Here is a 26,543-nt window from a genome sequence, read left to right on the forward strand (position 1 = left end):
TTTAACTAAGGATATTGTAGTACTATACTTCATATGCGGCCGCTCTGGGTTATTTTACTTTTGGTATTCTTGGGTGGGGCGGGTTATCTTGCCTTTTTCCGAGAAACAGTGCAGCGGGGCGCGATAAAAGGCGCAACGTTTATGAGCGAACCCATAGTCGTAAAAACAAGGGATGGGGTCACAATTGCTGGGGATTTTTACTCCGGTGGAAGCAGAGGCGTTTTATTCCTTCATATGATGCCTGCGAATAGAAAAAGTTGGACTGCTTTTGCGGAAAAATTGCAAAGCGCCGGATTTTCGGCGCTTGCCATTGATCTTCGTGGGCACGGCGAATCGCAAGGAGGACCGGAGGGGTATAAAAAATTTTCCGACGAGGAACACCAAGCGTCACGTTTGGACGTTGAGGCGGCCGCCGAGTTTTTGAAAGAAAAAGGGGTCGTCGAACTTTCTCTTGCCGGCGCGTCCATTGGAGCAAATCTCGCGCTGCAGTATCTTGTGGATAAGGCGGAGGCGCATTCTGCGATTTTACTTTCCCCGGGGCTTGATTATCGCGGAGTCAAAATAGACTCCGCCCTGCAGCGGTTGCAGACAAATCAGGGAGTATACTTAGTTGCGAGCGAAGAAGATTCTTATTCGTTTGAGTCCGTGCAGATGCTTGCCACCCAGACCCCTCTTAGCGATAAGCGTGTATTGAAAATTTTCCAGAACTCGGGACACGGCACCGTCATGCTTGAGCAAAACGCGGAGTTTATGGATGAGCTGATAGGCTGGCTTAAAAAATTTTAAAGGTCGCGTTTCGTTTATTAGTTTTAGTTCAAATTTTTATGATTGAATCACTGCTAAATCCTCCCTTGGCGCATTTCATTCTCCGTGTTGTCTTGGGGGTTTTAATAGTAGCTCACGGCTACCCTAAATTATTTAAAGGTTTTTCTGGATTTGCCGGCTGGCTTGACTCTATTGGGCTAAGGCCCGGCAAATTCTGGGCACTGGTTGCGGGGGCGGTAGAGTTTCTTGGAGGCATATTTTTGATTCTTGGTTTGTGGGTGCAGGTTGTGGCCATACTTTTTGCCATCCAGATGCTGGTGGCTATGTGGAAAGTAAAATGGGGCAAGGTTGGCCTTACGGCACAGGGCGGCTGGGAACTTGACTTGATTTACCTTGCGGTAGCGATCGCGCTGGCCCTCATGGGCCCGGGTTATTACGTAATTTTTTAATGTCTTTTCGGGCTACGTTGGTTATTGTTGTCTCGGTTTTCGCGCTTTTACTTGGCGCGCTTTTTGCCCTGCCCGTTTATAAAAAAGAATACGCCAAAGTTGAAATTAAGGGCGTTTCTCTTTTGGTTGAGGTGGCGCGCGATTCTCAATCGCGCGCCCGAGGCCTTGCCGGCCGCGATAAGATTCCGGCGCAGGGCGGTATGCTTTTTGTTTTTGATCAACCAGCCGCCTACGGCATCTGGATGAAAGATATGAAAATTCCCATTGATATTTTCTGGATTAAAAACGGGGTAGTGGTTGATTTGGAGGAAAACGTGATCCCGTTCAAGAGCGGCTTGAGAGATACCTCCCCGCCGATTTTTAGGCCAGACGTTACGGCGCTTTACGTTTTGGAAACTTCCGCCGGACTGGCCCAAAAACACGGTATAAAAATAGGAGATGAGATAAAAACATTTTTCAGAAACGAATTTGCCCAAATTGCTTCTCCGACCGCAGTCGCCGTGGAGGAGCCTCCGCCGGTTGGCGGCGAATATTTTATTGAGACCCTGCGTCTTGCTCCTGCCGAGGGAGGAGAGTTTAAAATAAAAAAACTTCTCACCAAAAATAAGTTCTACCGCAAATTTGCGATTAGCTACAAATCCGGCAAATTCGCCGTAAGCGGGGTTATGAACGTTCCTATGGGCGCTATACCACGGGGCGGATTCCCGGTGCTTATCTTAAACCACGGTCTGATCTCTCCCGAGATTTATTATACCGGCCGCGGTTCTCGTCGGGAGCAGGATTTTTTTGCGCGCCAGGGTTATATAACTATCCATCCCGATTATCGGGGCTTGGGCGAAACTGACCCTAAATTAGTTTGTCCCTCTACCCTAAGTTACACCAAGGACGGCTGCCACCATGATTTTTATGTTGGCTATACGGATGACCTCGTAAATCTGGTTGATGCCTTAAAAAAATTAAATTCAAAATTAATTGATGTAAAACGTATGGGCATGTGGGGACATTCTATGGGCGGAGGTATGGCGGCGCGAGTTATGGTTTTGAATCCTGACATACGAGCCTATGTTTTATTTGCTCCCATTAGCGCGGACGTGGAGGATAATTTTTATGAATTGAAATCAAAAGAAATAACGTGGCTGCGGGAGACTTACGGAATGGGAAGCGAGGTTTATAAAAAAATGTCGCCGCTGACTTATTTTGCGGAAGTCCAAGCGCCGGTGCAGCTGCATCACGCGTCAACTGATAAAGACGTTCCGGTTGAATTTTCAGAGAAAATGTACGAGGCGCTAAAAAACTCCGGCAAAAAAGTGGAGTTTTATAAATATCCGGGCGAAGGACACGAATTTGGAGATGCCTGGTCTTTAGCCGCAGAGCGCGCCCTGCAGTTTTTTGATAAGTATGTGAAGGGGGCTCGGTGATCACGCGGTTCCCTCGGTATTTTGTTTTCGCGACACGACTCGGCCGCTCCAGTGCCTAGGCCCTTCGGGCCGGCATCTCCCTAGGCATTTCAGGCCGGGATCCCGGTCCGCAGACCTAGGGACCGGCGGCTTCGCCGCCTAGGGACGGCGGCCTCGCTAAGAGTCGGCGTAGCTTTCCTCGCAACGCTCGGAACCAAGCAAGCCACGCCTCCTATTGTCGCGAGAAACAAAATACCTCGACCGCGCGATTACGCTCGCTATAACGTATACTCCCCCCGAAAACATATCGACTCGACCGTTTTAATTTGATTTTTAAACGCGGTTCTGTTATACTTTTTCTCATGCGTGATACTCTGGTCATAGATATTGAAACCAAAAAATCTTTTGCCGAGGTTGGCGGAGAAAAAAACATACGCGAACTTGGTATTTCGGTTGCGGGCGTCTATTCATATGCAAAGGACGCCTTTTTTGCGTTTGAGGAACAGGAACTGCCCAAGCTTGAAGACCTGCTTAGTGATACCGGCCACATCATTGGGTTTAATATAAACCATTTTGATATTCCGGTAATGGAGCCGTATTTGGACGGTGTTTCTTTTGCAAAGTTTGCCGTAACCGATATGTTTGAAGACGCGGTCAATTTTTTGGGACACCGCGTGGGGTTGGACGGATTGGCCAAGGCAACGCTGGGTAGCGGAAAAACAGGCCACGGTCTTGAGGCCTTGGAGTGGTTTAAGCAGGGAAGAATTGAGGAGGTAAAAAAGTACTGTTTAGACGATGTTCGCCTGACACGCGATCTTTATGAATACGGCAAAAAGCACGACCACCTGCTTTTTGAGTCCTTTATAGACGGGAAAATTCACTCTATTCCAGTTTCTTGGGGCAAAGAAATAAAAAAGCCAATTTTGCAAATTCTGGAGGAGGCATTTGATAGTCGCCAACGACTCTCCATAGAGTATGTTTCTTCCGAAGATAGCGACGGCCTCGGGTTTAAAAAAGCGCGGCTGATTGATGTTTATAAAATAAAACCCAACGGGGAGATTGAAGCGTATTGCCACCTGCGTCAGGGATTGAGAAATTTTAGAATAAATCGTATATTGAAGGCAGAGCCAACGAGTGATTCTTACTCGGTTCCTCAAGATTTTCAACACACACTTTTTACTTAACAATGTTCAATCAGGAGATAACATTTTATAGCCAAACTCTGGGGAGGTTAAACTTTGAGGACATGATCCGCGAGGTCGTTAAATTTGTAAAAAGCCAGCCGCAGAGATTTTATAAAATCATTATCGGTACTGACTCCGAAGCGTCCAGTCCGGTTTCTCTGGTAACCGCAGTAACTATCTGGAGGGTGGGCAACGGCGCCATACATTTTTGGACAAAATCGGAGGAAAGGAAATTCGTCACCCTGCGCGATCGCATCTGGCAGGAAGCCATAAGTTCCATTACTATGGCGCAGGAAGTACGCGGACGCCTCAAAGAAGTTTTGGGGGATGAATTTTTCTGGGACGGCAACGAAGTTCACGTTGACATCGGCGAGAACGGGCCGACCAAGGAACTTATTGATTCTGTGGTGGGGATGATAAAAGGATATAATTTTGAACCGGTCATAAAACCGTACGCCTTTGGCGCATCTACCGTCGCCGACAAGCACACCTAGCTTCCGAGGAAGTTAAATTAATAATACGACAGCATAACAATAGCCCCTTTTGGGGCTATTGACTTTTAAGTATTTTTGAAGTATAATTAAAGTATACAGATACTGTGGGGAGGGGTCTAGGGGAATACGTGTAATTTAATTCGGGGCTCTCCGCTCCCGTCCCTCCTCGGCGAGCTCGCCCTTCGGGCGAAGGGGCCCCGAATTAAATTACAGGGATCTTTGAATTTAAGAGGGGACTATTGTGACCGTCCAAACAGGGGGGCAAGTGGGACACTCACTAAATCACAAATTGGGGTGTTTTCTCACCGTGTCCTCCGATTTGGGCGGTCAAAAGGCCGCAGAAACGGTTGGGCCCGTAGCTCAACTGGCAGAGCCTCCGGCTCATAACCGGCAGGTTCCTGGTTCGAGTCCAGGCGGGCCCACCAAATAGTTTCTAAACAGGACAGAAAGGAGGATGTCACATGTGGGTTGATGGTAACGGCAGGCGGCGTTCCGCCTGCAAAAAGACAGTTCGTGGGGCGGCCCTTTTCTCGCACGCGGCGAGACGGGACCGAAACCTTCACGGTCTTGAGGTTCCCGAACCGCTACAGCGGTTTGGTGAGCGGACGAGCGAGGAGCCTCGGCGTGAGCCTCGGCAGCGCAGTGGACCGACGACCCGTGCCGAACAGCACGTGGAACAGTGCGAGCGGGTCGAGGTGATTCCCGCAATGCCATCACATAAGGATCTCGGGATGATGGGAGCTTTGGCGAGCCTTATGGCCCTAGGCGAATCGCACACGTCCAGTCTTGCCCGGACATGGCGCTCCCTCAAGGAGGTCCCCCGCCGGATTTTCCCGCGCAGGAGGGGCGACAGGTAACAGGGTTCAGTGACGCCGTCGTCTAGTGGTCAAGATCTGGGCCCTTCAAGCCCGGGACAAGGGTTCAAATCCCTTCGGCGTCACCATCCCATACGGTTTTTACGTAGTCGGTGGGCTCGTAGCTCAACTTGGTAGAGCAGCGGGCTTTTAACCCGAGGGTTGCAGGTTCAACTCCTGCCGGGCCCACCAAATTAAGTCTGGCCATCAGCACATAAAGGAGGTGAGGCTTAGGTGTATCGTTTCCAGATCACAGGCGGCGGCATCATCATCGTGGGCAATGAGGTCCGCGATTGGGTGAGCCGTAGCTGGTCCGAGGTGAAGTGACCCGCCTCTTATAACGGGGAACACCAAAATACCGGTGTTCCCCCTCGAGCCGGTCCCATAAGGTTTCGACGAATAGGTTTCTCCCCAAAGTAATTTTGTACCTTTTACAATTAACTTAGGAGGAACCTACGATCTTTATGGGATCAGCTCGGGTATTTATTATTACAGCTCTTAAAGAGACCACGTAAGAGATATTTTTCATCTTCGCAAAAACCGTCCCTCTGTCAGTGACAGAGGGGCGGTTTTTGCTTGAAAGAGTTACGCGGCAAAGATATTATTGAATTGCTGTCCCTGTAGTTTAGCGGATAGAACACTGGCCTCCGAAGCCAGAGATCGGGGGTTCGAATCCTCCCAGGGACGTTCAAGGTTAGTAAAACCCGCATGAAAGTCCGTATCCGAAGAATAGATAAATCTCTTCCTTTGCCGGGGTATAAAACCCAAGGCGCAGTTGCTTTTGATCTGGCGGCGCGTCTTTCCATGACCATTACCCCGCGGTCAGTTGCTTATATTCCCCTTAATGTGGCGTTGGAACCGCCGGAGGGCTATATGCTGCTCCTGGCAGCGCGCTCTTCTCTTCATAAAAAGGGTTTGATGCTGGCCAACGGCGTAGGAATCGGTGACCGTGATTTTTCCGGAAACGAGGACGAGTATCACGCCGCGCTTTATAATTTCACCGACGGCGAAGTTACTGTTGAGCGTGGAGAGAGGGTGGTGCAGGGGATGCTTAAACCCTACGAGAAAGCAGAATGGCACGAGGTGGAGGATTTAGAAAATATCTCCCGTGGAGGTTTTGGCACGACTGGCCCATTTTAACATCCTTCGGTATTATAGACGGTGATGGGGGTTTCTATTCTTATTATCTCTGGCAGAAAACCACGCCGCTCTGCGGTCCAGACGCGAGAGCTTCCCGCGAAGCGGGAGCTCCCGTCTCCGGGGATGAATGCCAGCCCGGAGTTACGGTCCGACAAGGGTCGGACCGAAGCGGAGGAGATAACCCCGCTTGAAGCCCGATCGCCAGGGCGATTTTCTGAAGACGAGCGAGGCTTGTCTGAAGAAAACCACGCCCCTCAGGGCGTGGCAGCGGTTATTTTTCTAGCGATATTTCTACTACCGCTTTTCACCAACGCGCAGGGGTTTAACAAAAACCTCTATTTTGGCATGAGAAACAACTCGGAGGTGGTAAGACTTCAGGAGTTCCTGCGCGATCTTGGCTATTTTACCTATCCCACATCAACCGGAAATTATTTTACAGCCACACTGAACGCCGTTAAGAAGTTCCAAAAAGATAATGGCATTCCGGCCATTGGCGGTTATTTTGGTCCGCAGTCGCGTACGATTGCCAACCGCCTTCTTTCTCCGGTAGAGGAGGCGACCTCGAGCGCCACAAAGACCGTCAAGACAAAAACCTCCCCCTATAAAGGTAAAATTGTTATTAGTTTTGTTTCCGGCAAGAGCGAAGATCCAAAAGCAGAGTATTTGATTCTGGCAAATAAAACCGAAAAGGAAAAAGTTATTATATCCGATTGGTTTATAGAAATTTCGTCCGGAGCAAGATTTACAATACCCAAGGGATATGAGCTTCCCGGATTTTCGACTCTTCCCTCCGACCCCATCGCTCTTAGGCCTGGAGACCGTGCTACTATTACTGTTGGCCGACAGGAGAAAAACGCAGACTTCAGGCAAAATGTATGTACTGGTTATTTTGACGAGGAGACTGTTTATAGTCCAACCCTTTCCCATCAGTGTCCGAGACCCGACACCGGCCGCCTTATCAGCCTCTCCGATCAGTGTCTTAGAATAATTGATGCAACACCAACGTGTCGTCTATCCAGGCCCGGCCCCTACATTGATTCCGACTGCTCGCAATATCTGAACAGAAGCCTAAACTACACAGGCTGCGTTGCTGACTATCGTAATAGAAAAGATTTTTATTCTCAGGAGTGGCTGATCTGGATGCAGAAGAATCAGGAGTTTTTCCGCAATGTCCGCGAGCATATTATTTTGCGCGACCCCCAAGGGCGGGTAGTGGACGAATATAGTTACTAAGGAGTCCCCGCTTATTAATATTATGAAATTATCATTCCACGGCGGTGCCCGGGAGGTGACAGGAGCGTGTTATCTTTTAGAGACCGCCCAAACAAAAATTCTTATTGATTGCGGACTTTTTCAGGGGTGCGACGAGTGCGCGGATTTAAATTTTGAGAAATTTAAGTTTGAGCCGCGAAAAATTGACCTGCTGGTTGTAACGCATGCCCACCTTGATCACGTGGGCCGGATCCCCAAACTTGTCCAAGAGGGATTCTCCGGAAAAATTTATTCCACCGCTCCGACACAAGAATTGGCTCGTTTAATTTTGGAGGATGCGTTTCATCTGATGCGGCGCGACAGTAAAAAGATGTATGACGAAGAGGATTTGGAAAAAACTTTCCGGCTTTGGGAGGACGTTCCTTATCACAAAATTCTTGAAACAGGGGATATAAAATTTCGTCTTAATAATGCCGGCCACATATTGGGCTCAAGCCTTGTTGAACTTTGGGCAGAGAATAAACATTGGCTTTTTAGCGGGGATCTTGGCAACTTGCCCTCTGCCCTTCTGCCCCCGCCGGAAACCTTCAAAAATATTGAATATTTGGTTTTGGAGTCAACTTATGGAAATCGCACTCACGAGGATCCGGGGGAAAGAGTACTGATGCTGGAGCGGGCGGTGGAGGACGTGACTGCGCGTCATGGGATGTTGATGATACCGGCTTTTGCTACAGAACGAACCCAAGACATCCTGTTTTTGTTGAACGAGATGCTGCTTTTCAAGCGTATTCCGGAGATTCCGGTTTTTGTGGATGCGCCGCTGGCGATTCGCGTGACATCAGTTTTTGAAAAATATACGGACCACTATAAGGAAGAAATCCGCGAGCTTTTCCGTCAACACCCCAATCTTTTTAAATTTAAAAAGTTGAAGTTTACCGAATCCGTTGAGGAGTCAAAGAAAATAAACGATGTTCCTCCGCCCAAAGTAGTAATCGCGGGTTCCGGTATGATGAATGGCGGAAGAATTTTACATCATGCGCGTCGTTATCTCCCCGACCCCAAAAGTATTTTATTGATTATTGGGTACCAAGCGGCAGGTTCTTTGGGCCGGCGGCTTATTGACGGCGAAAAAACGGTAAAACTTTTTGGAGAAGAGATTTCGGTGGCAGCCGAGATTAGAAAAATAAATGGTTTCTCGGCCCACGCTGATAATCCGCAGCTGTTTGACTTTGTTGACAGAAACCGCGATGCCCTGAAGCGCGTTTTTGTGGTTCAGGGCGAGGAGCCGCAGGCGCTTCATTTTATGCAGGAAATTAAAGATCGGCTTGGAGTTCAAGCCGACGCCCCTACGCTTTATCAAGAGTTTGAGATTTGACCGAGGGTGTGAAGAAGACGAGATACATAGGTCAGTAATAACTTTTACGTAATCACCCCCTCACGATCGTGAGGGGGTGATTACGTAAAAGCTGATTTTATGAACGACTGCGCAGGCGGTTGGAAAAATAAATAGCCGGTCGGGTCTTGCCCGAGCCGGCGAGTATCTATGCAAGCCTTTCCACGTGGCCGACAAAGTATCCCTGGCTTCCGTAGATCTTATACCAGCCTGATTCCGTAATCCTGAAGAGATGCCGCTCGAGACTTGCTGTAAGCGCTTTTATCTCATCCTCGGTTAGCTCATCACGCTTCAATCGTTCTACTGCGGCATCCAACATATTGATGTGTATAATCTGTGTTGTGCGGGGGTTGCACACCTTGTCATCGCCGTAACCCTTATCGGGGACGAAGAACAGAAGGTCATTTGTCGCATGTTTTCCAAGCGCAGTCAATAGACCATTTTGGTGGTTGTCTTTGATCAACGTGACCACGAAGTGGGCCATCAGGTCCCTCCGCATTTCGGGCCGATGTTATTGTACCAAACTGTTCATAAAAAGTCAAGTGTGGAAAAACTAGATTGTGGTATAATAGAGATAGTTTTAACTTTGAAGTTTTTGAGCATGACCCCGCACTTATTTTGCGAGTTAGCCCATGGCGGCACGCTTCGCACGCAGAGGGGTTGGCTATTCGCCACCGCGTGCCGCACAAATTCTCGTCTTTCAGCATTGTTTGGGAGCCCTGCCAGTATCTTGGCAAAATAAGTGCGGGGTTAAGTTTTTGTAGCGAAATTTATTTCGCTACTGCTCATAAATTTCGACAAAAACATAAAACCCACACCCCACACCCATTTAAAATATAAAATCTGCGTCTCGGGAGCCGCAGAAACCAATTTTTGTTCCAAAGACACGTTGGAGAAAACCAAGGAGCTGGGAAGACAGGTGATTTGGCATAATTCCGTATTGGTAACTGGCGCAACAACTGGCGCGCCGCTTTGGGCCGCGATTGGAGCCAAAGAGGCTGGGGGCTTTGTTATAGGTGTTTCGCCCGCATCCTCCGAGATTGAGCACGTAAAAAAATATAAACTACCCATAGATTACCACGACATTATAGTTTATACTGGATTCGGGTATTCGGGGAGAAACCTGCTGCTTACGCGCGCTTCCGATGCCGTACTTTTTACTTGCGGAAGAATGGGGACCCTGAATGAGTTTACTATTGCTTTTGAGGACCAAAAGCCCATGGGTGTTTTGGTCGGCACCGGTGGCATGGCTGATGAAATGAAAGAGATTTTGGAGAAGGCGCACCGCGGCATGGGGAAAGTTATTTTTGACCCCGACCCTAAAAATTTGGTCGAAAAAGTATTAAAGTTGGTTAAAAAAGAAAAGGTCGTAGAGATTTAGAAGCAAAATTAGACGCCATAATAACGCAAAATTATACGCAAGTTTTGCGTTTATGGTTGCGTAATTGGTTGCGTTTATTATTGCTTCTACGAAACATGGAAGAACAAGTGGGCAAAATTATTCATTACTACGATAAGATCGGCGTAGGCGTGGTGCGGCTTGAGGGAGAACTCGGCGCGGGAGACACGGTTCACGTAAAAGGCAAGACGAGCGACTTTGAACAAACAGTGGAGTCCATGCAGGTTGACAGGAAAAATGTGGACTCCGGTAAAAAGGGAGAAGAGGTGGCGGTCAAGTTCAACGAAAAAGCGCACGAAGGAGACATTGTATATAAAAAGTAGGATTTTAAATATGGCGAAATTTTTGGAGGCCGTTTTGATATTGTCCGGCATGATTATCGGAGTGGGGATGTTTGGCATCCCTTTTTCGTTTGCCAGAGCCGGTTTTTGGTTGGGAGTGGTTGAACTTGCGATTCTTGCCGGAGTCATAACGCTTTTCCACCTGCTTTACGGCAAGATTGTTCTTGCCACTCAAGGGGCGCATCGCCTGCCGGGTTATGTACGGTTTTACTTGGGAAGTAGGGCTGGAATAATTTCTTGGGCCTCGGCTCTTTTTGGTATTTCGCTTACCCTGCTTGCTTACGTCTTGGTCGGTTCATTTTTTTTGGATAATATTTTTAAAGTTTTCTGGAGCGGGTCAAATCAGATTTTCTGGATGGGGGCCGTGGTTATGGTCGGCGCTGCCATTAACCTGTTCTCTTTAAAAAAAGAAGCATTAGTTAACGGGATTCTTACCGGAGTTCTTATTTTTTTTATTTTGGGGCTCATTTTTTTTCTTTTACCCCAAACAGCAACCCCCAACTTCACGGGATTTAACCCCGCAAATCTTTTTATACCTTATGGCGTGCTTCTTTTTGCGCTTTCGGGCGGCGTAGTTATTCCCGAGGTCATTGAAGTTTTGGGCAGAAACGTAAAAAAGGCCCAGAGCGCCATAATTATAGGGACACTGCTTCCGGCGCTGCTTTATTTATTTTTTGCGCTGGCTGTGGTTGGGGTTTCGGGGGCCGAAACCAGCGAAGATGCCATATCCGGTTTGCTGGCTGCAGGCAAAAATCTTATTTTTTGGGGAAGCGCGATTGGCTTTCTTGCGGTTTTCACGTCTTTTGTTGTACTCAATTCCAATTTTCAGTCGCTTCTTACGCTGGACCTCAAAATTTCTTCAAAAGTTTCGTGGTTTATTGTTTCTTTGCTGCCGGTTGCCCTTTATTTTGCCGGTTTTAAAAGTTTTGTGGCGGTTATTGCGGCCGTGGGGGCGCTCGCGGTAGGTATTGATTCGGCGCTGATCGTTGCTGCTCACTTTGTTTTGCGCCGTCGGGAAGGTTGGTTGCCTCGCCCGGCTTCTTATCTTTGGAGGTTTCTTTTGTATGGTATGATTGCAGCTGGCGTAGTTTATGAGCTTTTTAATATTTTATGGCTTTAACGCGCGAGTCAACACAGCAGCCCTTTTGGGCAATGAGTATTGAAGAGGTTTTGCGGGGACTTGAGAGTTCGGGTGAGGGTTTAAAGGAGGAGGAGGCAAGGAGGCGCCAAAAAATTTTTGGACCCAACGAAATTGAAGAGCGGCCGCACCTCGTTAAACTCAAAATTGTTTTAAACCAATTAAAAAGCCCCCTGATTCTGATTTTAATTTTTGCCGGGGTTCTTACTTTAGTACTTAGGGAATGGGTAGAGGCGGGGGTGGTTTTTGCTGCGGTATTGGTTAATACCGCCCTTGGTTTTTATCAGGAAAACAAAGCCGAGGAGGCCATAGCTTTTCTTAAAACCTATATTAGAGTACGCGCTCGTGTCAGAAGAAGCGGAGGGGAGCGGGAGATTGATGCCGCGGAGCTTGTTCCTGGAGATGTCATTCGCATATCTCAAGGTGATCGGGTGCCGGCTGACGCGCGGCTTATTTTTGTGAATAATTTGGAGGTGGATGAGTCACCTCTCACCGGCGAGTCTTTGCCCGTGGAAAAAGATATAAATACGTTGGACGCTGCGACAGCTCTTGCAGATCGGACCCCATTGGTGTTTAGCGGAACTTTGGCAACGCGCGGCTTTGCGGATGCGGTAGTAACCGCTACGGCATCTTTGAGTGAATTTGGTAAAATTGCAAAATTTGTTGCCGGAAGCCAGCGTCAGCCCACACCTATGCAGCAAGCCATAACGCGTTTTGCGAAGCGCGTGGGGCTATTGCTTGGCATCTTGGCAATTATTCTTTTTGGGTTTGGACTTTGGGCGGGACAGGATCCCTTTGAAATGTTTTTGATTGCTGTTGCCGCGGCCGTGTCCGCTGTTCCCGAAGGCCTTCCCATTGCTCTTACCGTAATTCTTGCGGTTGGCGTGCAAAGACTGGCCAGCCGCAAGGGTGTGGTGCGAAGACTGCTGGCCGCAGAAACCCTTGGTTCAACCACGCTTATTTTGACTGATAAAACCGGTACTCTTACTCAAGCCCGTATGGAGCTTGCGAAAGTTATTCCTTATCAGGGGTCCCAGCCAGAACACAACATACTGCTTCTTAAAGAAGCAATACTGAACACCGACACGATAATAGAAAACCCCGAGGCGCCGCCGCAGGAGTGGAGAATTTTCGGGCGGGCAGTAGAAGTGGCGTTGGTGCGGGGAGCTGCGGCGCAGGGTGTTTTACTGCCGGAAATTCAAAAAGCTGAAAAATTTCTAGACAGACTTCCTTTTAGTTCCGAACACAAATTTTCAGGCGTGGTGGCCCGCCTTGATAATACTACTCGCATCGTGCTTTTGGGGGCTCCGGAGGTGCTGGTATCCTATACGGATATGCCGCCGGAAAATCGGAGTTCCCTTCTTGGTGAAGTTGACCGTTTGGCTTTGGGAGGAGAGCGGGTGCTGGGGGTTGCCTCGGCCGTTGTTGCGGATCACGAGCAAATACTGCACGCCAAAAAATTTAAGCACTTGAATTTTCGCGGACTTCTTACTTTTCGCGACCCATTGCGTCCGGAAGTGTCCGGGGCCATTAAAAAAATTGCGGCATCAGGAGTGAAAACAATAATTGTTACCGGGGACCATCGCGGCACGGCCGAGGCTGTGGCCAGAGACTTAGGAATGGTTGACGGACGCGGCGCGGTGCTTACGGGGGATGACTTAAACTTTTTATCGGAGGAAGAGTTAAGGGCGCGCTCGGGCGAAGTTACGGTCTATGCCCGTGTTACGCCGGAGCAAAAAGTACGGCTTACCAATCTTTACCGCAGTAAAGGAGAGGTTGTTGCGCTAACCGGAGACGGCGTAAACGACGCGCCTGCTCTGCAGGCGGCCGACATTGGGATTGCTCTTGGTTCCGGCACTGACGTTGCCAAGGGTGCGGCCGACCTCGTGATTTTGGACGATAATTTTAATACCATAGTCGCGGCCATAGAGGAGGGCAGAAGGATTGTAGAAAATTTGCGCAAAGTCATTGTTTATCTTCTTTCCGACTCTTTAGACGAGCTTTTTCTTATCGGGGGTTCGCTGTTAGTGGGCCTTGCTTTGCCTATTAACGCGCTTCAGATTCTTTTTGTGAACTTTTTCTCGGACAGTTTCCCGGCCATTGCCCTTGCTTTTGAGGGCGGCGTTGACAACTCGGGACAACGGCCCAAAAAGTTGGGGAAAAGTCTTTTTGACGGCGAGCTGCAGTTTCTTATTTTGGTCATCGGAATTTCAACCTCCGCTTTACTTTTTCTGTTTTACTATGGATTAATTAAATGGGGATTCTCGGAAGATATGGTGCGAACTTTTATCTTTGCTTCTTTTGCCACCTATACGCTCATTCTTTCATTTTCTTTGCGAAGTCTTGAAAAAAGCATTTTTTCTTACAATCCATTTGGTAATAAGTATCTTGTGGGCGGGGTTGTGCTTGGGATATTGCTTACGGCCCTGGTCATTTTCCTGCCGCCCCTTCAGAAAATTTTCGGAACCGTTCCGCTTTCCTGGCCGTGGCTTTTGGCGATAGCGGGAGTGGGGCTTCTTAATATGGCCGCGGTTGAGTTGGGGAAGTGGATTTTTAGGTCAAGGCCCGCCTCATGACACTTTCTATTTTATTATTTATTGCAGGTTTCTACGTGCTCGTAAGGGGAGCGAATTTTCTCGTTGATGGCGCTTCATCCATAGCCAGGCTTTTTCATATTTCAAATTTTGTAGTGGGGCTTGTTATTGTCGGTATCGGCACATCCATTCCCGAGTTTGCGATATCTTTTATTGCCAATCTTACGGGGGCGAGCGATATTGGTTTCGGTACTATCGTGGGAAGCAATACCTTCAACATCTTTTTTATTTTGGGCCTTACGGCCGCCGCCTTTACACTTCGCCTACATCCGATATGGGTTGAGCGCGACCTCAAGTGGAATATGCTTGCCGTAGCAACTGCTGTTATTTTTGCATTTTCTCTGGGAAATGGCGGTATTTCCAGACTCGAGGCGGCGGTGATGCTGGGTTTGTTTCTTCTTTGGCTCTACGTAACGATTAAAAAAACAAATAATGTTGTTGATGACGAGAAGCCGATTCGCGTGATAGCTTTTCCGTTAGCATTCGGACTTATGCTTGCGGGTCTTTTGGGGATATTTCTTGGCGGTAAGTGGGTGGTTGACGGGGCGGAGGTCCTGGCGCGCGCTTTGGGCATGAGTGAAGCGCTTATTGGTTTAACTGTTGTTGGTTTGGGCACTTCGCTGCCGGAGTTAGCCGTTACCTTTGTGGCTGCTTACCGCGATCGGCCCGGAATTGCTATTGGCAATATCATTGGATCTAACATTTTTGATTTTCTTGTGATTCTTGGCGTTTCTGCTCTCGCGCGTCCTGTTTTCGTAGCGCCCGGATTTTTCACTGATGCCGTAATCACTCTTCTTGCTTCAGCCCTTCTTTACGGCTTTATGTTTGTGGGCACCCCTTATATACTTAAACGTTGGCAGGGACTAGTGTTCGTCTTTCTCTATATTGTTTACCTATTTTATATAATTGGTAGAGGATAATATGTCATCAAGCCGACAAAAAACTCAAACTGCAACTTCGCGTTCTGCCGCTGGGGATCAGAAGTCGCGTCATGCCATGGAAGAATTTGGTCCCTGAAAGGGCGGATTTATTTTCTGTCCGCACGGCGAGGCGGTCTACTATAAAAAATCGTGGCATCACATAGAAAAATTTTTCAGAAACCCGCCGAATTTTAAAAAAGACAGTGCAGTTAAATCTAAACTTTGTCCGGCGCACGAGATGATAAAAAACAAACAATACGAAGGCGAGGTGGTTGTTAAAAATGTACCTCCAAATTTCAGGAAAGAACTCTTGAATCTTATTGAAAATATGGGAGAGCGCGCAATGCGCCGCGATGTTTTGGACAGAGTTTTAGATTTAAGATTTAAGGATAAAGATTTAAGAATCACGACCTCTGAAAATCAGCTTGCCCAAAAAATCGCCCTCAAGATTCAGGAAGTTTTTAAAAATAAGATAGAGAAAAAGATTCGTCGGGGGAAAGAAGGAGGGGTGTCCAGCGTCCTTGTTGACTTTTTATAAAGAGTCCGGTAGCCTACAGACAGGTTCTTTTATCCGAGGTTTGAGATGCGAAAACTTCTATCAATATTTTTGGCTGTTGCGCTTTTTGCGGCACCTTCTTTAGGAGAAGCTAGGTCCCTTGAGCTTCGTGCATACGAGTTTTACGAAAATGTAGTTAACGGTGACTATGATGACGTCTGGGATATGTTGACGACAGCGATTCAGCAGGATATCTCACAAGAAGATTTTATCCGTGAGCTTGAAGCGTTCTTTGAAGAAACGGATTTTAACTACGACAACCTGGAAATTGTAGAACAAAGGGGAAATTACGCTGTCACGGAGGCAATAGTAACCCTGTCCTCAGAAAAATTTTATAAATCATTCTGTGAGAAGACGCTGTGGGTGCGGCGGGGAAATAGTTGGTATGTTGCTGACGCAAACTTAAGGTGTGATTACGACCCATTGGCCGGCAGATAGGTTATTAGTAAGGCCGCAGTGCGGCCTTTTTTGTTTCCCCCAAGTGATCATTTCCTAAATCTTTAAAAGTCACTATTCTTTCTTCCTTCTCTAATTCGCGCGAATAGGCGAATAATGGCGCGGTATATTTCGCATGCCGCACCGGGTTTGCTCTGGTCAAGTTCCTGACTACGTTAAGGATTTATAATTAAAACATCGGCCGCTAGGCCGATTTTTGGTTGGAGATACGCATACATTTCCAGATTTCCCAAAGAGTAGCAATGGTAAATATTATATTTAGGGCGAGAAACGGCAGCGACCCCACGCGATATGCGTAAAACGCCATCAGCACTCCTCCTGTAGTAAAAAATGTATTCCCGAGTGTGGTTTGCGCAAACGGAATGCCGAGCCCCAGTCCCACGATAGCAGCTACACCGAGCCATCTTAGCTGAGAGTCAATACTGCCGCCTGAGTACATACTTAAAATAGTCAGTATTGCGAAGAAGATAACCGTTGCAGCACTATCTGGATTCTTCCTTGCGCCCATGAAGGAAGCAACCAGTATGATTGTCTGCCCTCCTATAAATATAGGATCTCCTCCAAAAACAGCAAAGGACCAGAGCATGATGCCGCCAATAAGAAATAGCCACGCCTGACGTTTTTTATCAAGAATACCCCATGTTAAAACCAAGAGCCCTGTATAAGCGAGAAGGTTAAAAACCGCGCTCCACAAAGAAGTAAAACCCAATACCGCCTGCCAATTGGGCATTATAACCCCTTAGATTATTGTTTTTGTGCTGAAGTTACGTTATCATTTCATCATTATAAATGTCAATCTTTTATGAGAGTTATTGCTGACTTACATATTCATTCCCCTTACGCCCGCGCCGTATCTAAAGATATGACTTTGGAGAATTTGGATTTTTGGGCAGGGCTTAAAGGAATTACCGTAATGGGAACAGGAGATTTTACGCACCCGCAATGGATACGCGAGATTAAAACAAAACTGGAACCGGCGGAGCCGGGACTTTATAAACTTAAGTCAAGCGTCAAGGGTCAAATGTCAAATGTCGGTAAGCAAGAAACGCGTTTTTTGCTTACCGTTGAGATTTCAAGTATTTATTCCAAAGGCGGGAAGACACGCAGGATCCACAACTTAATTTTTGCCCCATCAATTGAAACCGTGGAAAAAATAAACGCGCAGCTTGGCTGGCGGGGAAATTTAAAATCAGACGGCAGGCCAATCTTGGGGCTTGATTCCAAAGAGCTTGCCAAAATTGTTTTAAACATTGATGAGCGATGTATGATTGTGCCGGCGCACGCCTGGACCCCCTGGTTCAGTATTTTTGGTTCAATGTCAGGGTTTAACTCTATTGAGGAATGTTTTGACGAGTACGCAAAATATATTTATGCGGTGGAAACAGGACTTTCCAGCGACCCCGCGATGAACTGGCGGTGGTCGCATCTTGATAACATTGCCTTGATTTCTAATTCCGACAGCCACTCTCTGCAAAAAATTGGCCGCGAGGCAAATGTATTTGATACAGAACTTTTCTATGATGGAATTATTGACGCGATAAAGTCGCACGACCCCAAAAAATTTCTTTACACCATAGAATTTTTCCCGGAGGAGGGGAAATATCACTATGACGGCCATCGCCTATGCAAGTTTTCTTGCGGACCGGAGGAGACAAAACGCCTAAAAAAAATCTGTCCGCAATGCAACAAGGCTGTGACCGTAGGTGTTCTGAATCGCGTGGACGAACTGGCCGACCGCCCGGAGGGCGCAAGACCGGAGCGCGTCATACCCTTCAAAAGTCTTGTGCCTTTGGACGAAATTATTGCCGAAGGTTTTGGGGTGGGGACGTCGGCCAAGAAAGTGAAGATCGCTTACCGGGACTTGGTTGAAAAAATGGGAAGCGAGTTTGCGGTTTTGGTTGATGCTTCCCAATCCGATCTGGAGGCATCTGCGGCGCCCGAGATTGTGGAGGGTGTTATGAGAACGCGCGAGGGGCGGCTGCACATTGAACCCGGATACGATGGGGAGTATGGAAAAGTAAAAATTTTTGAAGAGGCGGAGCGAAAAGAAATTACAAAACAAACCGCACTTTTCTGAATTTATGGTAGGGAAAAATCCCTTGACAGGTTGTGAACGAGCGTTATACTTACTTTATTATTAACAATTTCTAAATAGTTTCATTTTTATGTCATATTCCATAAACTATAAACATATTTTATATCTCGTCGTGCTGCTGCTTGCGGGAGTATTAATGTCGCTGCCGTTTGGCGGCCGCGGAGCTTATTCCGGGCGGAAAATTGTTGTTTTTGACGAACATTTTGTAAATAAAGCAGCTCAGGAGGAGTTGCTTGCCAAAGCCGGCGGAGTAAAAACCAAAGACTTGCCGCTTATTAATGGCTCTGCCGTGTTTCTTCCCAGCAAAGCCTCGGAGCGCGCACTTTTAGTTAATCCTGCGGTAAAACGTATTGATGATGATGTCGTGGTTTCTATACTGGGGAAAGTCGGAGCCGGCGGTAGTGGCTCAACCCAACCCGCTCAAGTATTGCCTTGGGGAATTGATCGGATAGATGCCGAGCTTGTCTGGCCAGGTGGTAACACCGCCGACCCCATAAAAGTGGGCGTTATTGATACTGGCATTTCCAATAAACATCCGGACCTTCTTGATAATGTAAAAGGCGGGGTTAATACTATAAATCCCAACAAAAACTGGAATGATGATAACGGTCATGGCTCGCATGTTGCGGGGATTGTCGGCGCGCTACAAAATAGTATTGGCGTTGTGGGTGCAGGACCGGCAGTTGATCTTTATGCCATCAAAGTACTTGGCGCCAATGGTTCTGGTTTTCTTTCCGATGTAGTTGAGGGAATTCAGTGGGCAGTGCAAAACGGCATGCAAGTAGTCAATATGAGTCTCGGAACCTCAAGCGATGTTCCTTCCCTGCATGATGCTGTTCTTGTTGCCCATAATGCCGGAGTAACCGTAGTCGCGGCAGCAGGTAATAGCGGCGGCGCAGTAATTTTTCCCGCAGCATATTCTGAAGTAATTGCGGTATCAGCGACCGATCAAAATAACGTGCTCGCTTCTTGGTCTTCGCGCGGTCCGGAAGTTGATCTGGCCTCACCCGGAGTTTCCATATACTCTACCTACAAGGGTACAGGATACGCTACACTTTCCGGGACTTCTATGGCCGCCCCGCATGTTGCGGGTTCCGCGGCACTGGTTCTGAATACGCCAGTTGGTTTCTATGATGTGAATAGTAACGGTAAATGGGATCCTGCGGAGGTGCAAAAAAAGCTGCAGGATACAGCAGTGGATCTTGGGACAACTGGGGTGGATGGTTTGTACGGATGGGGACTGGTGAATGTTTTTAACGCGACACAGTAACTAAAGTAGATCTCAAGGCAACTCAAAGCCCCGCGATAGCGGGGCTTTGAGTTATTTGGTATTATGGCCTCATATGAATCTCGTTATTCAGTCTCTTATATTCGCCAGTTTTATTTTTGAGACCGGGTTTGGCCTGCTTTCGCCCATTTTTGCCGTTTTTGTAACACAGCAAGTCGGCGGAGGCGATGTTACGGTGGTAGGAATTGCAGCCGGCGTCTACTGGATTTTAAAGTCCATATTGCAGGTGCCGGTGGGCAGGTTTCTTGATAAAAAACAAGGGGAAGACGACGATTTTTGGGCGTTATTTGCCGGCCACTTTCTTATGGGTCTAACCGTGTTTCTTTATCAGTTTGCGCGTACCCCTATACATATATATATGCTGCAGGGGTTGCTGGCCATTGGCGGCGCGCTTCTGGTGCCGTCTTGGTACGCCATGTTTCTTCGCCACGTTGATAAACATAAAGAAGGTTTTGAGTGGAGTATTAACTCCAGTCTGTCTTACGGTTTAGGAACAGGCGGAGCTGGGGTTCTGGGCGGATTTTTGGCCAAGGCCTATGGTTTTAATTTTATTTTTGTGACCGGGGCGATATTGGTGTGGGCCAGTTTGCTTATGCTCTTGGTTTTGCGGCGGAACCTGCGTAATCATCAGCTCCCGCCAATACCAAAAGCGCCTTCACCCGTTTTATGACCAATCAGGAAATTGCAAAAATTTTGCAGGAAATGGCCGCCCTCTACGAGATGGAGGGCGTTGAGTTTAAGCCGCGCGCTTACGAGAAAGCCGCGCTTGGGGTGGAAGCGTTGGATACGGAAGTAAAAGAAATTTATAAAAAGGGCGGATTAAAAGCCCTTGAAGAAGTTCCGGGAGTGGGGCGGGGCATTGCGTATCACATGGAGATGCTTTTGAAAAAAGGCAGTTTCCCGGAGTATACGCGGCTTAAGAAAAAAATTCCAGTGCGAATTTCAGAGCTTACTTCAGTGGAGGGTGTGGGGCCGAAGATGGCGAAGGTATTGTGGCAGAAACTTAAAATTCGTAGTCTCGCTGATTTAGAAAAAGCGGCGAGAGCCGGAAAAATCCGAAAGCTTGAAAATTTCGGTGAAAAATCCGAGCAGAAAATTTTAAAAGGCATTGGGTTTTTGAAAAAATCAGGCGGCAGACAAATTCTCGGATTTATTCTTCCGGAAATTCGCAATCTTGAGAAAATGATTCAATTTTTTCCAGAAGTTGACGAAGCGATTGTCTGCGGCTCCGTGCGGCGCCGTAAAGAAACCATTGGCGATATAGATATTTTGGCAACCTCATCAAAGCCCCAAAAAGTAATGGATAGATTTCTGGGACTGCCATTTATTGCCCATGTTTATGGCAAGGGGCCAACCAAGACCAACGTAAAACTCCGACGTTTTAGTCGGAGCTCCGACCCCGCGTCGGGGTTAAAAAATGGTCTGGATGCTGATTTGCGTGTAGTTCCCAAAAAATCTTTCGGTGCCGCGGTAAACTATTTTACCGGCTCCAAGGACCATAACATCGCGCTTCGGGAAATTGCAATTAAAAAAGGGTGGAAGTTAAACGAGTACGGACTATTTGCGGGAAGTCGGACTTCCTTGAGGAAGTCCGACTTCCTTGCCGGACGGACGGAAGAAGAGCTCTACCGGAAACTCGGGCTTCGCTATATTGAACCCGAAATGCGAGAGAATACAGGAGAGATTGAGTCTTCACGGCAGAATAAATTACCCAAACTCATTGGCTATGGAGACCTCAAGGGAGATTTACAGGTCCAAACCAATTGGACTGACGGAGAGAACTCTATTGAGGAGATGGCGCGAGCGGCCAAAGAGGCGGGGCTTGAATACATCGCGATAACAGACCACACCCGTTCTCTAGCCATGACCGGAGGCGCAGATGAGAAAAAACTCCTTAGGCAAATGAGAGAAATAGACGAAATCAACCAAAAGCTAAAAGCTAAAAGCTATAAGCTTCACGTGTTGAAGGGTGCTGAAGTAAATATCGGCAAAGACGGCTCCTTGGACATCAAGGACGAAGTTTTAAAGAAACTTGATGTGGTTGGCGCGGCCGTGCACAGCCACTTTAATTTATCACGCAGCGAACAAACCAAACGTCTTATCCGCGCCATGGAAAATCCAAACGTGGATATTATTTTTCATTTAACCGGTCGCATTATAAACCGCCGCGAGCCGATTGATGTGGATATTGACGAAATTGTAAAAGCCGCCAAGCGCACCAAAACAATTTTAGAAATTGATGCCTACCCCGACCGTTTGGATATTAAAGACGAATATATCCGCAAGTGCGTTGAAGCGGGTGTTAAAATGTCTATTGATTCCGACGCGCATTCGGCCCAGCACTACAAGTATTTAGAAATAGGGATAGCGCAGGCGCGAAGGGGTTGGGCAGAGAAGAAAGATATTATCAATGCGTGGCCGCTGGAGAAGATGAAGGATTTTCTAAGAGATGCTTGACCCCGCACCTTTTTGGCGCAAGTAAAATATGCACTATATTTATATCTTGAAAAGTATTACAGCCAAGATTCTGTACACTGGTCGTACAGAAAATTTGTCCAGAAGAATAAGAGAGCATAACTCCGGTGGTACTTTTACTACAAAAAAGTATAAACCACGGGCGTTAGTATAGTGCGAAGGGTATTTTGATATTGAGGACGCTAAGTATAGAGAACGGACCATCAAACAGTTCGGTAGGGTGTATTCACAGCTCAAACGCAGAATACAAAGAAGCCTTCGCAGCGCCGAAAAGGTGCGGGGTTGACTTTTTGAAGTAAAAAGAATATAATAAAGATATAGTTCACAGGCCCGCTGAACTTCCGCATGGTGTGGGATAAGGCGTGTCCGTCACAACAAAGAAAGGGGGACAACCATGCCAGAGCATGGAACAACCCAGGCAGAGTTTGAAGGTCTCTATATTGACCTTCAGTCGGCGGTGCTCCGTCAGCTACCGCGGCCGGCAGCCTTTACCCGCGAGACGCTGAAGAGCCTGCTCGGGAAGCAGGCGGCACTTCGGCGCGGTTTGGCGCCGCTCGCCAAAGGACTCGTGGACGGCTTCGCTGCCCCACTGCGGCCGATCCTGCAGAACGACAAGCGGCGGCAGGGATGGACGCTCGTCGACCACACGCCGCGTAGCATCATGGCCGTGTCGGACCTAGAGCTTGTCCCGTTTCTGCGGGACGGCGAGAAGGTTCTCCGCGGCTACGACATGATGGGCCGCGCGCGCTATGAGTTCGACGCGGACCTCGGCCAAGAGGACGCCGAGTTCATTCTTGAGCGTCAGGCCGAGATTCCAGAGGAGTTCCGCCAGTACTACCTGGTTTTCCTCAGGACGGTCTGGCTGGCCTCGGACGGCGACCTGTACGTGTCCTGCCTCTACTTCGGCGACGGGCGGTGGTACCCGTTCTTCGGCTGGCTCGACTTCGACTTCCGTCCGGGCGTTCGTCTCGCTCGCTTCCGCAAGTAGTCCTTTCACTCTTGGGATTCTGGACAGTTCTTGTCCTGGATTCCTTGAGAACTTTAACGCCTGTGTGGCTTCTCCGCACAGGCGTTCGACATTTTTAAGTTAATGAGGTTGAACCTCACTAGGAGATGGAGTATACTGATCTTGTATGTCAAAACCACAATTCGTTGAGGACAATATCTATCATGTATATAACCGAGGCGTGGAGAAGAGAAACGTATTTCTTCGAGACCGAGACTACCTCCGTTTTATTCACGATCTCTATGAGTTTAATGATGTCGATCCTGTCTCCAATGTATGGTACTATTTCAACCCAAAATATAATGAGGTTGAACCTCATTATATTCCAAAAGAACGGAAGAAACGTAAATTGCTTGTAGAGATTCTGGCATTCGTATTGATGCCGAATCATTATCATCTTCTTTTACGCCAGCTTCGAGAAAATGGTATTGTAAATTTTATGCAGAAGCTGGGCGGCTACACGATGTATTTTAACAAAGTGAATCAACGGGTTGGTCCACTTTTTCAGGGACGATTTAAGGCGGTTGCGGTTACCGAAGAACCCCACTTTATTTACCTGCCGTTCTATATTCATGTTAACCCCATCAAAATCTATCGAGGTTCGACCTCGCTAGATAAGACGATGAAGTTCTTAGAATCATATCGCTGGAGCAGCTTTCCCGATTATATTGGAAAAAAGAATTTTCCTTCGATAACTTCGCGCCGATTTCTGCATGAATGTTTTGGCGGGGAAAAGGAACAACGGAATGAAATGCGGCAGCTTGTCAAAACGAAATTTGCTGATTTGGAAAAGGTTAGTGAGCTGACCCTCGATGATGATTTCGGAATGCTACAAAAATAGCGAGGTTCAACCTCACTAGTTACGGCTGGGTGCATTTTCCCGACCACCGCGTCTTACGAACTACCACCAAAAGGCGTATGATTAAAAAGTTAGCCGCGGCCAAAACTAAAGCAACCGAGATTTCTTACGCCGGATTTCTCAAACACGGCAGTACTTATAAGTTGAGAGCTTCTCTTAATTTATGCCCGTTGAACGCTCTGCAGGAATAATAGTTTTTCGCAAGACCCCAAGAGGAAGGAGATATTTGGTTATACGGGCCTCTAGAAATTTTTCTGAAGTTGCCAAGGGCAGAAAAGTTCATGAATTTTGGGATTTTCCGAAAGGAAGATTGGATAAGGGCGAGACGGGAATTGGCGCTGCTCTGCGGGAAGCAAAAGAGGAAGTGGGTCTGGACAATTTTGAAGTTGTCCCGGATTTTAAGGAAACCATCCGTTATTTCACGTGGCGTGGCGGAAAACCAATCCCTAAATTTGTGGCTCTCTTTTTGGCTCGCACCAAAACCAGTAAAGTTAAACTTTCCTGGGAACACGATAAATATGAGTGGCTGTCCTACACTGAAGCTGTGAGGCTGGTTACTTTGCCACAGATGAAAGATGCGCTGAGGAAGTCAGAGAACTTTTTATCCCGTTAGAGGCCGCGGTCGCGTATGTTGTAGTATTAAAGATACATAGATAAAAATTATCAACACAATTTAGATTTAGTTTGTGGTAGAAAATGGGCAGACCGCGACCTGCCTCTAACGGGATGATTACTAAATTCCAGCAAAAAGTATATAATGTAGTTAAAAGAATTCCGGCCGGTCGGGTGATGACTTATGCCGCTGTTGCCAAAGCCGTCGGCAAGCCCAAGACAGTTCGCGCCGTAGGAAACGCGTTAAATAAAAACAATTTTCGCGATGTTCCTTGCCACCGCGTTATTCGTTCCGACGGAAAAGCCGGAGGATATAACCGCGGAACAAAAAAGAAAATAAAATTGCTTCTTCGTGAAGGAATAAAAATTAAAAACGGGAAAATTATAAATGGGAGGTACCATTCTTGAGGTAAAAAATCTTTCCGTAACGCTTGATTCCGAAGAAATACTTCGGGATATTTCTTTTTCCGTAAAAAAAGGAGAGGCCCTCGCGATTATAGGGCCCAACGGCGCAGGAAAAACAGTGCTTTTTCGCGCGCTTCTGGGCCTCGTTCCTTATAAAGGAGAAATACGCTGGCAGAATAACATCCAAATTGGGTATGTTCCGCAAAAGTTTTTTATTGATCGTTCCACCCCCCTTACCGTTAGAGAATTCTTCCTTCTTAAGTGTTCCAATTTTTGGTTTCCTCCTAAAAATTTTAAAAAGCATTTGGGGCATGAGCTTACTCTGGTTGGTCTCCCGGAAGTAATCTTAAAAAAACCGATTTCGGAACTCTCCGGAGGACAAGTGCAGCGTGTTTTAATCTCGTGGGCCATGCTTAATCACCCGGATGTGCTTTTGTTTGACGAACCAACGTCGGGGATTGATGTTGGGGCCGAGGAGACAATCTATAACTTGATACATAGACTCCAGGATGAGCGGGGGACCACCGTGCTTCTTATCTCGCACGATCTGGGGGTGGTATATCGCTACGCCGGAAGCGTTCTTTGCATAAATAAACAGCTTGTCTGCTACGGTAATCCGCAGGAAGTATTAAGCCCCCAAGAACTTACCAAGCTTTACGGCGAAGGACGTTTTTATCATCATTTGGAAAACCGGACATAGATTGTAGTATGGATTCAACCACACTCCAAACATTATTTATTGCGCTTGCGGTTGGTGTTGCCTCGGGAAGCATCGGGTCTTTCATAATTTTGAAACGGATGGCGCTGGTGGGAGATGCGCTCTCGCACGTTGCCCTGCCCGGCATTGCTCTTGCCCTTGCTTACCATGCTGACCCGTTTTTTGGCGTGCTTATTTTTCTCCTATTGGCTGCGGTGTTGATTTGGTTTTTGGAAGGCAAGACTAAACTCCCGACGGATGCTATAGTGGGGCTTTTATTTACCGCCAGTCTTGCTGTTGGAATTTTAACCATTCCCGATACTGAAATTCTTGAGTCTCTTTTTGGGACGTTTCCTATTTTCCAGCCGTTTGTTTTTTTTCTGGTACTTGGCGCCGCACTTCTTTTGAGTATTGCCAGTTTTCTATTTGCGAGACGCTTTCTTTTTGCGATTGTGTCGCCGGAGCTTTCCCGCGTTGAAGGCGGGGGAAGGCGCTTTGACCTCTTTTTGCTTCTAATTTTCTCTTTTGTGGTGGCCCTGGGCATCAAACTTGCGGGCACACTGCTTATGGGGGCTCTTACCATAATTCCCGCCGCTACTGCTAAAAACATCAGCTTGAGCACCAAAGGGTATATGTTTTGGAGCGCGTTTCTCGGGGGGGCGGTTTCTGTAGTGGGAGCGTTTTTGGCTTTACGCCTCGGACTTCTGCCCGGTCCGACAATTATACTTCTGGGCGTGGGTTTTTTCCTTGTGTCACTATTTTTTGCAAGAAAATAACCCCTCCGGCGAAGGGGAGGTATTCAGTTGTTTGCACA

The 26,543-nt window shown here is 47.5% G+C and carries 28 protein-coding genes and 4 tRNA genes; 30 read left to right on the plus strand and 2 right to left on the minus strand.

Annotated elements, in window-relative coordinates; translation table 11 throughout:
- Positions 1-33 precede the first annotated feature (33 nt).
- The 12 genes from HYW89_02780 (at position 34) to HYW89_02835 (ending at position 8,870) form a co-directional block, all read left to right on the plus strand.
- Positions 34-786, plus strand: coding sequence for an alpha/beta fold hydrolase (locus HYW89_02780; GenBank protein QQG44915.1), 753 nt, complete (start codon positions 34-36; stop codon positions 784-786).
- Positions 787-824: 38 nt separating this feature from the next.
- Positions 825-1,214 (plus strand): DoxX family protein, encoded by a 390-nt coding sequence (locus HYW89_02785; protein QQG44916.1) that lies wholly within the window; start codon positions 825-827, stop codon positions 1,212-1,214.
- Complete coding sequence (locus HYW89_02790) at positions 1,214-2,632, plus strand: alpha/beta fold hydrolase (protein QQG44917.1); 1,419 nt, start codon at positions 1,214-1,216, stop codon at positions 2,630-2,632. The genes HYW89_02785 and HYW89_02790 overlap by 1 nt, the downstream gene beginning before the upstream one ends.
- Before the next feature lie 341 nt (positions 2,633-2,973).
- The gene (locus tag HYW89_02795; GenBank protein ID QQG44918.1) at positions 2,974-3,795 is read left to right on the plus strand and encodes a WYL domain-containing protein; all 822 of its coding nucleotides are present in this window, start codon (positions 2,974-2,976) and stop codon (positions 3,793-3,795) included.
- Between the two features lie 2 nt (positions 3,796-3,797).
- The gene (locus HYW89_02800) at positions 3,798-4,289 is read left to right on the plus strand and encodes a ribonuclease H-like YkuK family protein (protein ID QQG44919.1); all 492 of its coding nucleotides are present in this window, start codon (positions 3,798-3,800) and stop codon (positions 4,287-4,289) included.
- 349 nt (positions 4,290-4,638) lie between these two features.
- Positions 4,639-4,714 (plus strand) — tRNA-Ile (locus HYW89_02805).
- A 443-nt stretch (positions 4,715-5,157) separates the two neighbouring features.
- Positions 5,158-5,232, plus strand: a tRNA-Glu gene (locus tag HYW89_02810).
- A 26-nt stretch (positions 5,233-5,258) separates the two neighbouring features.
- Positions 5,259-5,335: transfer RNA gene (locus tag HYW89_02815), tRNA-Lys, on the plus strand.
- Between the two features lie 422 nt (positions 5,336-5,757).
- Positions 5,758-5,830: transfer RNA gene (locus HYW89_02820), tRNA-Arg, on the plus strand.
- A gap of 21 nt (positions 5,831-5,851) precedes the next feature.
- Positions 5,852-6,283, plus strand: a complete 432-nt coding sequence (locus tag HYW89_02825) for a dUTP diphosphatase (protein ID QQG44920.1) — start codon at positions 5,852-5,854, stop codon at positions 6,281-6,283.
- A 24-nt stretch (positions 6,284-6,307) separates the two neighbouring features.
- On the plus strand, positions 6,308-7,516 hold the full coding sequence (locus HYW89_02830; GenBank protein ID QQG45760.1) for a peptidoglycan-binding protein: 1,209 nt from the start codon (positions 6,308-6,310) through the stop codon (positions 7,514-7,516).
- 22 nt (positions 7,517-7,538) lie between these two features.
- Positions 7,539-8,870: an MBL fold metallo-hydrolase gene (locus HYW89_02835; GenBank protein QQG44921.1), complete on the plus strand. Its 1,332-nt coding sequence runs from the start codon at positions 7,539-7,541 to the stop codon at positions 8,868-8,870.
- A 166-nt stretch (positions 8,871-9,036) separates the two neighbouring features.
- Here HYW89_02835 and HYW89_02840 read toward each other — a convergent pair whose 3' ends face one another.
- The gene (locus tag HYW89_02840) at positions 9,037-9,207 is read right to left on the minus strand and encodes a hypothetical protein (protein ID QQG44922.1); all 171 of its coding nucleotides are present in this window, start codon (positions 9,205-9,207) and stop codon (positions 9,037-9,039) included.
- A 453-nt stretch (positions 9,208-9,660) separates the two neighbouring features.
- Between HYW89_02840 and HYW89_02845 the strand changes: the two genes are divergently transcribed.
- The 7 genes from HYW89_02845 to HYW89_02875 all read left to right on the plus strand — a co-directional run bounded on the left by HYW89_02845 (position 9,661) and on the right by HYW89_02875 (position 16,274).
- Entirely contained in the window at positions 9,661-10,269 is a 609-nt protein-coding gene (locus HYW89_02845) for a hypothetical protein (protein QQG45761.1), read from the plus strand.
- Positions 10,270-10,364: 95 nt separating this feature from the next.
- Positions 10,365-10,610, plus strand: coding sequence for a translation elongation factor-like protein (locus HYW89_02850; GenBank protein QQG44923.1), 246 nt, complete (start codon positions 10,365-10,367; stop codon positions 10,608-10,610).
- Between the two features lie 10 nt (positions 10,611-10,620).
- Positions 10,621-11,748 carry a hypothetical protein gene (locus tag HYW89_02855; protein QQG44924.1) on the plus strand — a complete coding sequence of 376 codons (1,128 nt, stop codon included), beginning with the start codon at positions 10,621-10,623 and terminating at the stop codon, positions 11,746-11,748.
- Positions 11,739-14,342 (plus strand): HAD-IC family P-type ATPase, encoded by a 2,604-nt coding sequence (locus HYW89_02860; protein ID QQG44925.1) that lies wholly within the window; start codon positions 11,739-11,741, stop codon positions 14,340-14,342. Before HYW89_02855 ends, HYW89_02860 begins: the two co-directional genes overlap by 10 nt.
- Complete coding sequence (locus tag HYW89_02865) at positions 14,339-15,280, plus strand: calcium/sodium antiporter (GenBank protein ID QQG44926.1); 942 nt, start codon at positions 14,339-14,341, stop codon at positions 15,278-15,280. The genes HYW89_02860 and HYW89_02865 overlap by 4 nt, the downstream gene beginning before the upstream one ends.
- A 238-nt stretch (positions 15,281-15,518) precedes the next feature.
- A complete protein-coding gene (locus HYW89_02870; protein QQG44927.1) occupies positions 15,519-15,818 on the plus strand; it encodes a hypothetical protein in 300 nt (99 codons plus the stop codon).
- Positions 15,819-15,863: 45 nt separating this feature from the next.
- A complete protein-coding gene (locus HYW89_02875; GenBank protein QQG44928.1) occupies positions 15,864-16,274 on the plus strand; it encodes a hypothetical protein in 411 nt (136 codons plus the stop codon).
- A gap of 202 nt (positions 16,275-16,476) precedes the next feature.
- Here HYW89_02875 and HYW89_02880 read toward each other — a convergent pair whose 3' ends face one another.
- Positions 16,477-17,022: a hypothetical protein gene (locus HYW89_02880; GenBank protein QQG44929.1), complete on the minus strand. Its 546-nt coding sequence runs from the start codon at positions 17,020-17,022 to the stop codon at positions 16,477-16,479.
- Positions 17,023-17,094: 72 nt separating this feature from the next.
- Between HYW89_02880 and HYW89_02885 the strand changes: the two genes are divergently transcribed.
- The 11 genes from HYW89_02885 to HYW89_02935 all read left to right on the plus strand — a co-directional run bounded on the left by HYW89_02885 (position 17,095) and on the right by HYW89_02935 (position 26,505).
- Positions 17,095-18,369 carry a DNA helicase UvrD gene (locus HYW89_02885; GenBank protein QQG44930.1) on the plus strand — a complete coding sequence of 425 codons (1,275 nt, stop codon included), beginning with the start codon at positions 17,095-17,097 and terminating at the stop codon, positions 18,367-18,369.
- An 88-nt stretch (positions 18,370-18,457) separates the two neighbouring features.
- Positions 18,458-19,657 (plus strand): S8 family peptidase, encoded by a 1,200-nt coding sequence (locus HYW89_02890; protein ID QQG44931.1) that lies wholly within the window; start codon positions 18,458-18,460, stop codon positions 19,655-19,657.
- Positions 19,658-19,730: 73 nt separating this feature from the next.
- On the plus strand, positions 19,731-20,345 hold the full coding sequence (locus tag HYW89_02895; GenBank protein QQG44932.1) for an MFS transporter: 615 nt from the start codon (positions 19,731-19,733) through the stop codon (positions 20,343-20,345).
- Complete coding sequence (polX, locus tag HYW89_02900) at positions 20,342-22,132, plus strand: DNA polymerase/3'-5' exonuclease PolX (GenBank protein ID QQG44933.1); 1,791 nt, start codon at positions 20,342-20,344, stop codon at positions 22,130-22,132. Before HYW89_02895 ends, polX begins: the two co-directional genes overlap by 4 nt.
- Before the next feature lie 46 nt (positions 22,133-22,178).
- A complete protein-coding gene (locus HYW89_02905; GenBank protein QQG44934.1) occupies positions 22,179-22,304 on the plus strand; it encodes a GIY-YIG nuclease family protein in 126 nt (41 codons plus the stop codon).
- A 240-nt stretch (positions 22,305-22,544) separates the two neighbouring features.
- Complete coding sequence (locus HYW89_02910) at positions 22,545-23,138, plus strand: hypothetical protein (protein QQG44935.1); 594 nt, start codon at positions 22,545-22,547, stop codon at positions 23,136-23,138.
- Positions 23,139-23,283: 145 nt separating this feature from the next.
- Positions 23,284-23,997 carry a transposase gene (locus HYW89_02915; GenBank protein ID QQG44936.1) on the plus strand — a complete coding sequence of 238 codons (714 nt, stop codon included), beginning with the start codon at positions 23,284-23,286 and terminating at the stop codon, positions 23,995-23,997.
- Between the two features lie 181 nt (positions 23,998-24,178).
- Entirely contained in the window at positions 24,179-24,628 is a 450-nt protein-coding gene (locus HYW89_02920; protein ID QQG44937.1) for an NUDIX domain-containing protein, read from the plus strand.
- Between the two features lie 113 nt (positions 24,629-24,741).
- Entirely contained in the window at positions 24,742-25,035 is a 294-nt protein-coding gene (locus tag HYW89_02925; GenBank protein ID QQG44938.1) for an MGMT family protein, read from the plus strand.
- A complete protein-coding gene (locus HYW89_02930) occupies positions 25,016-25,732 on the plus strand; it encodes a metal ABC transporter ATP-binding protein (GenBank protein ID QQG44939.1) in 717 nt (238 codons plus the stop codon). The genes HYW89_02925 and HYW89_02930 overlap by 20 nt, the downstream gene beginning before the upstream one ends.
- Before the next feature lie 8 nt (positions 25,733-25,740).
- Complete coding sequence (locus HYW89_02935; GenBank protein ID QQG44940.1) at positions 25,741-26,505, plus strand: metal ABC transporter permease; 765 nt, start codon at positions 25,741-25,743, stop codon at positions 26,503-26,505.
- The last annotated feature ends 38 nt before the right edge of the window (positions 26,506-26,543 follow it).

This window comes from Candidatus Sungiibacteriota bacterium (genome assembly GCA_016432465.1).
Classification (GTDB): Bacteria; Patescibacteriota; Minisyncoccia; order Sungbacterales; family HO2-52-23.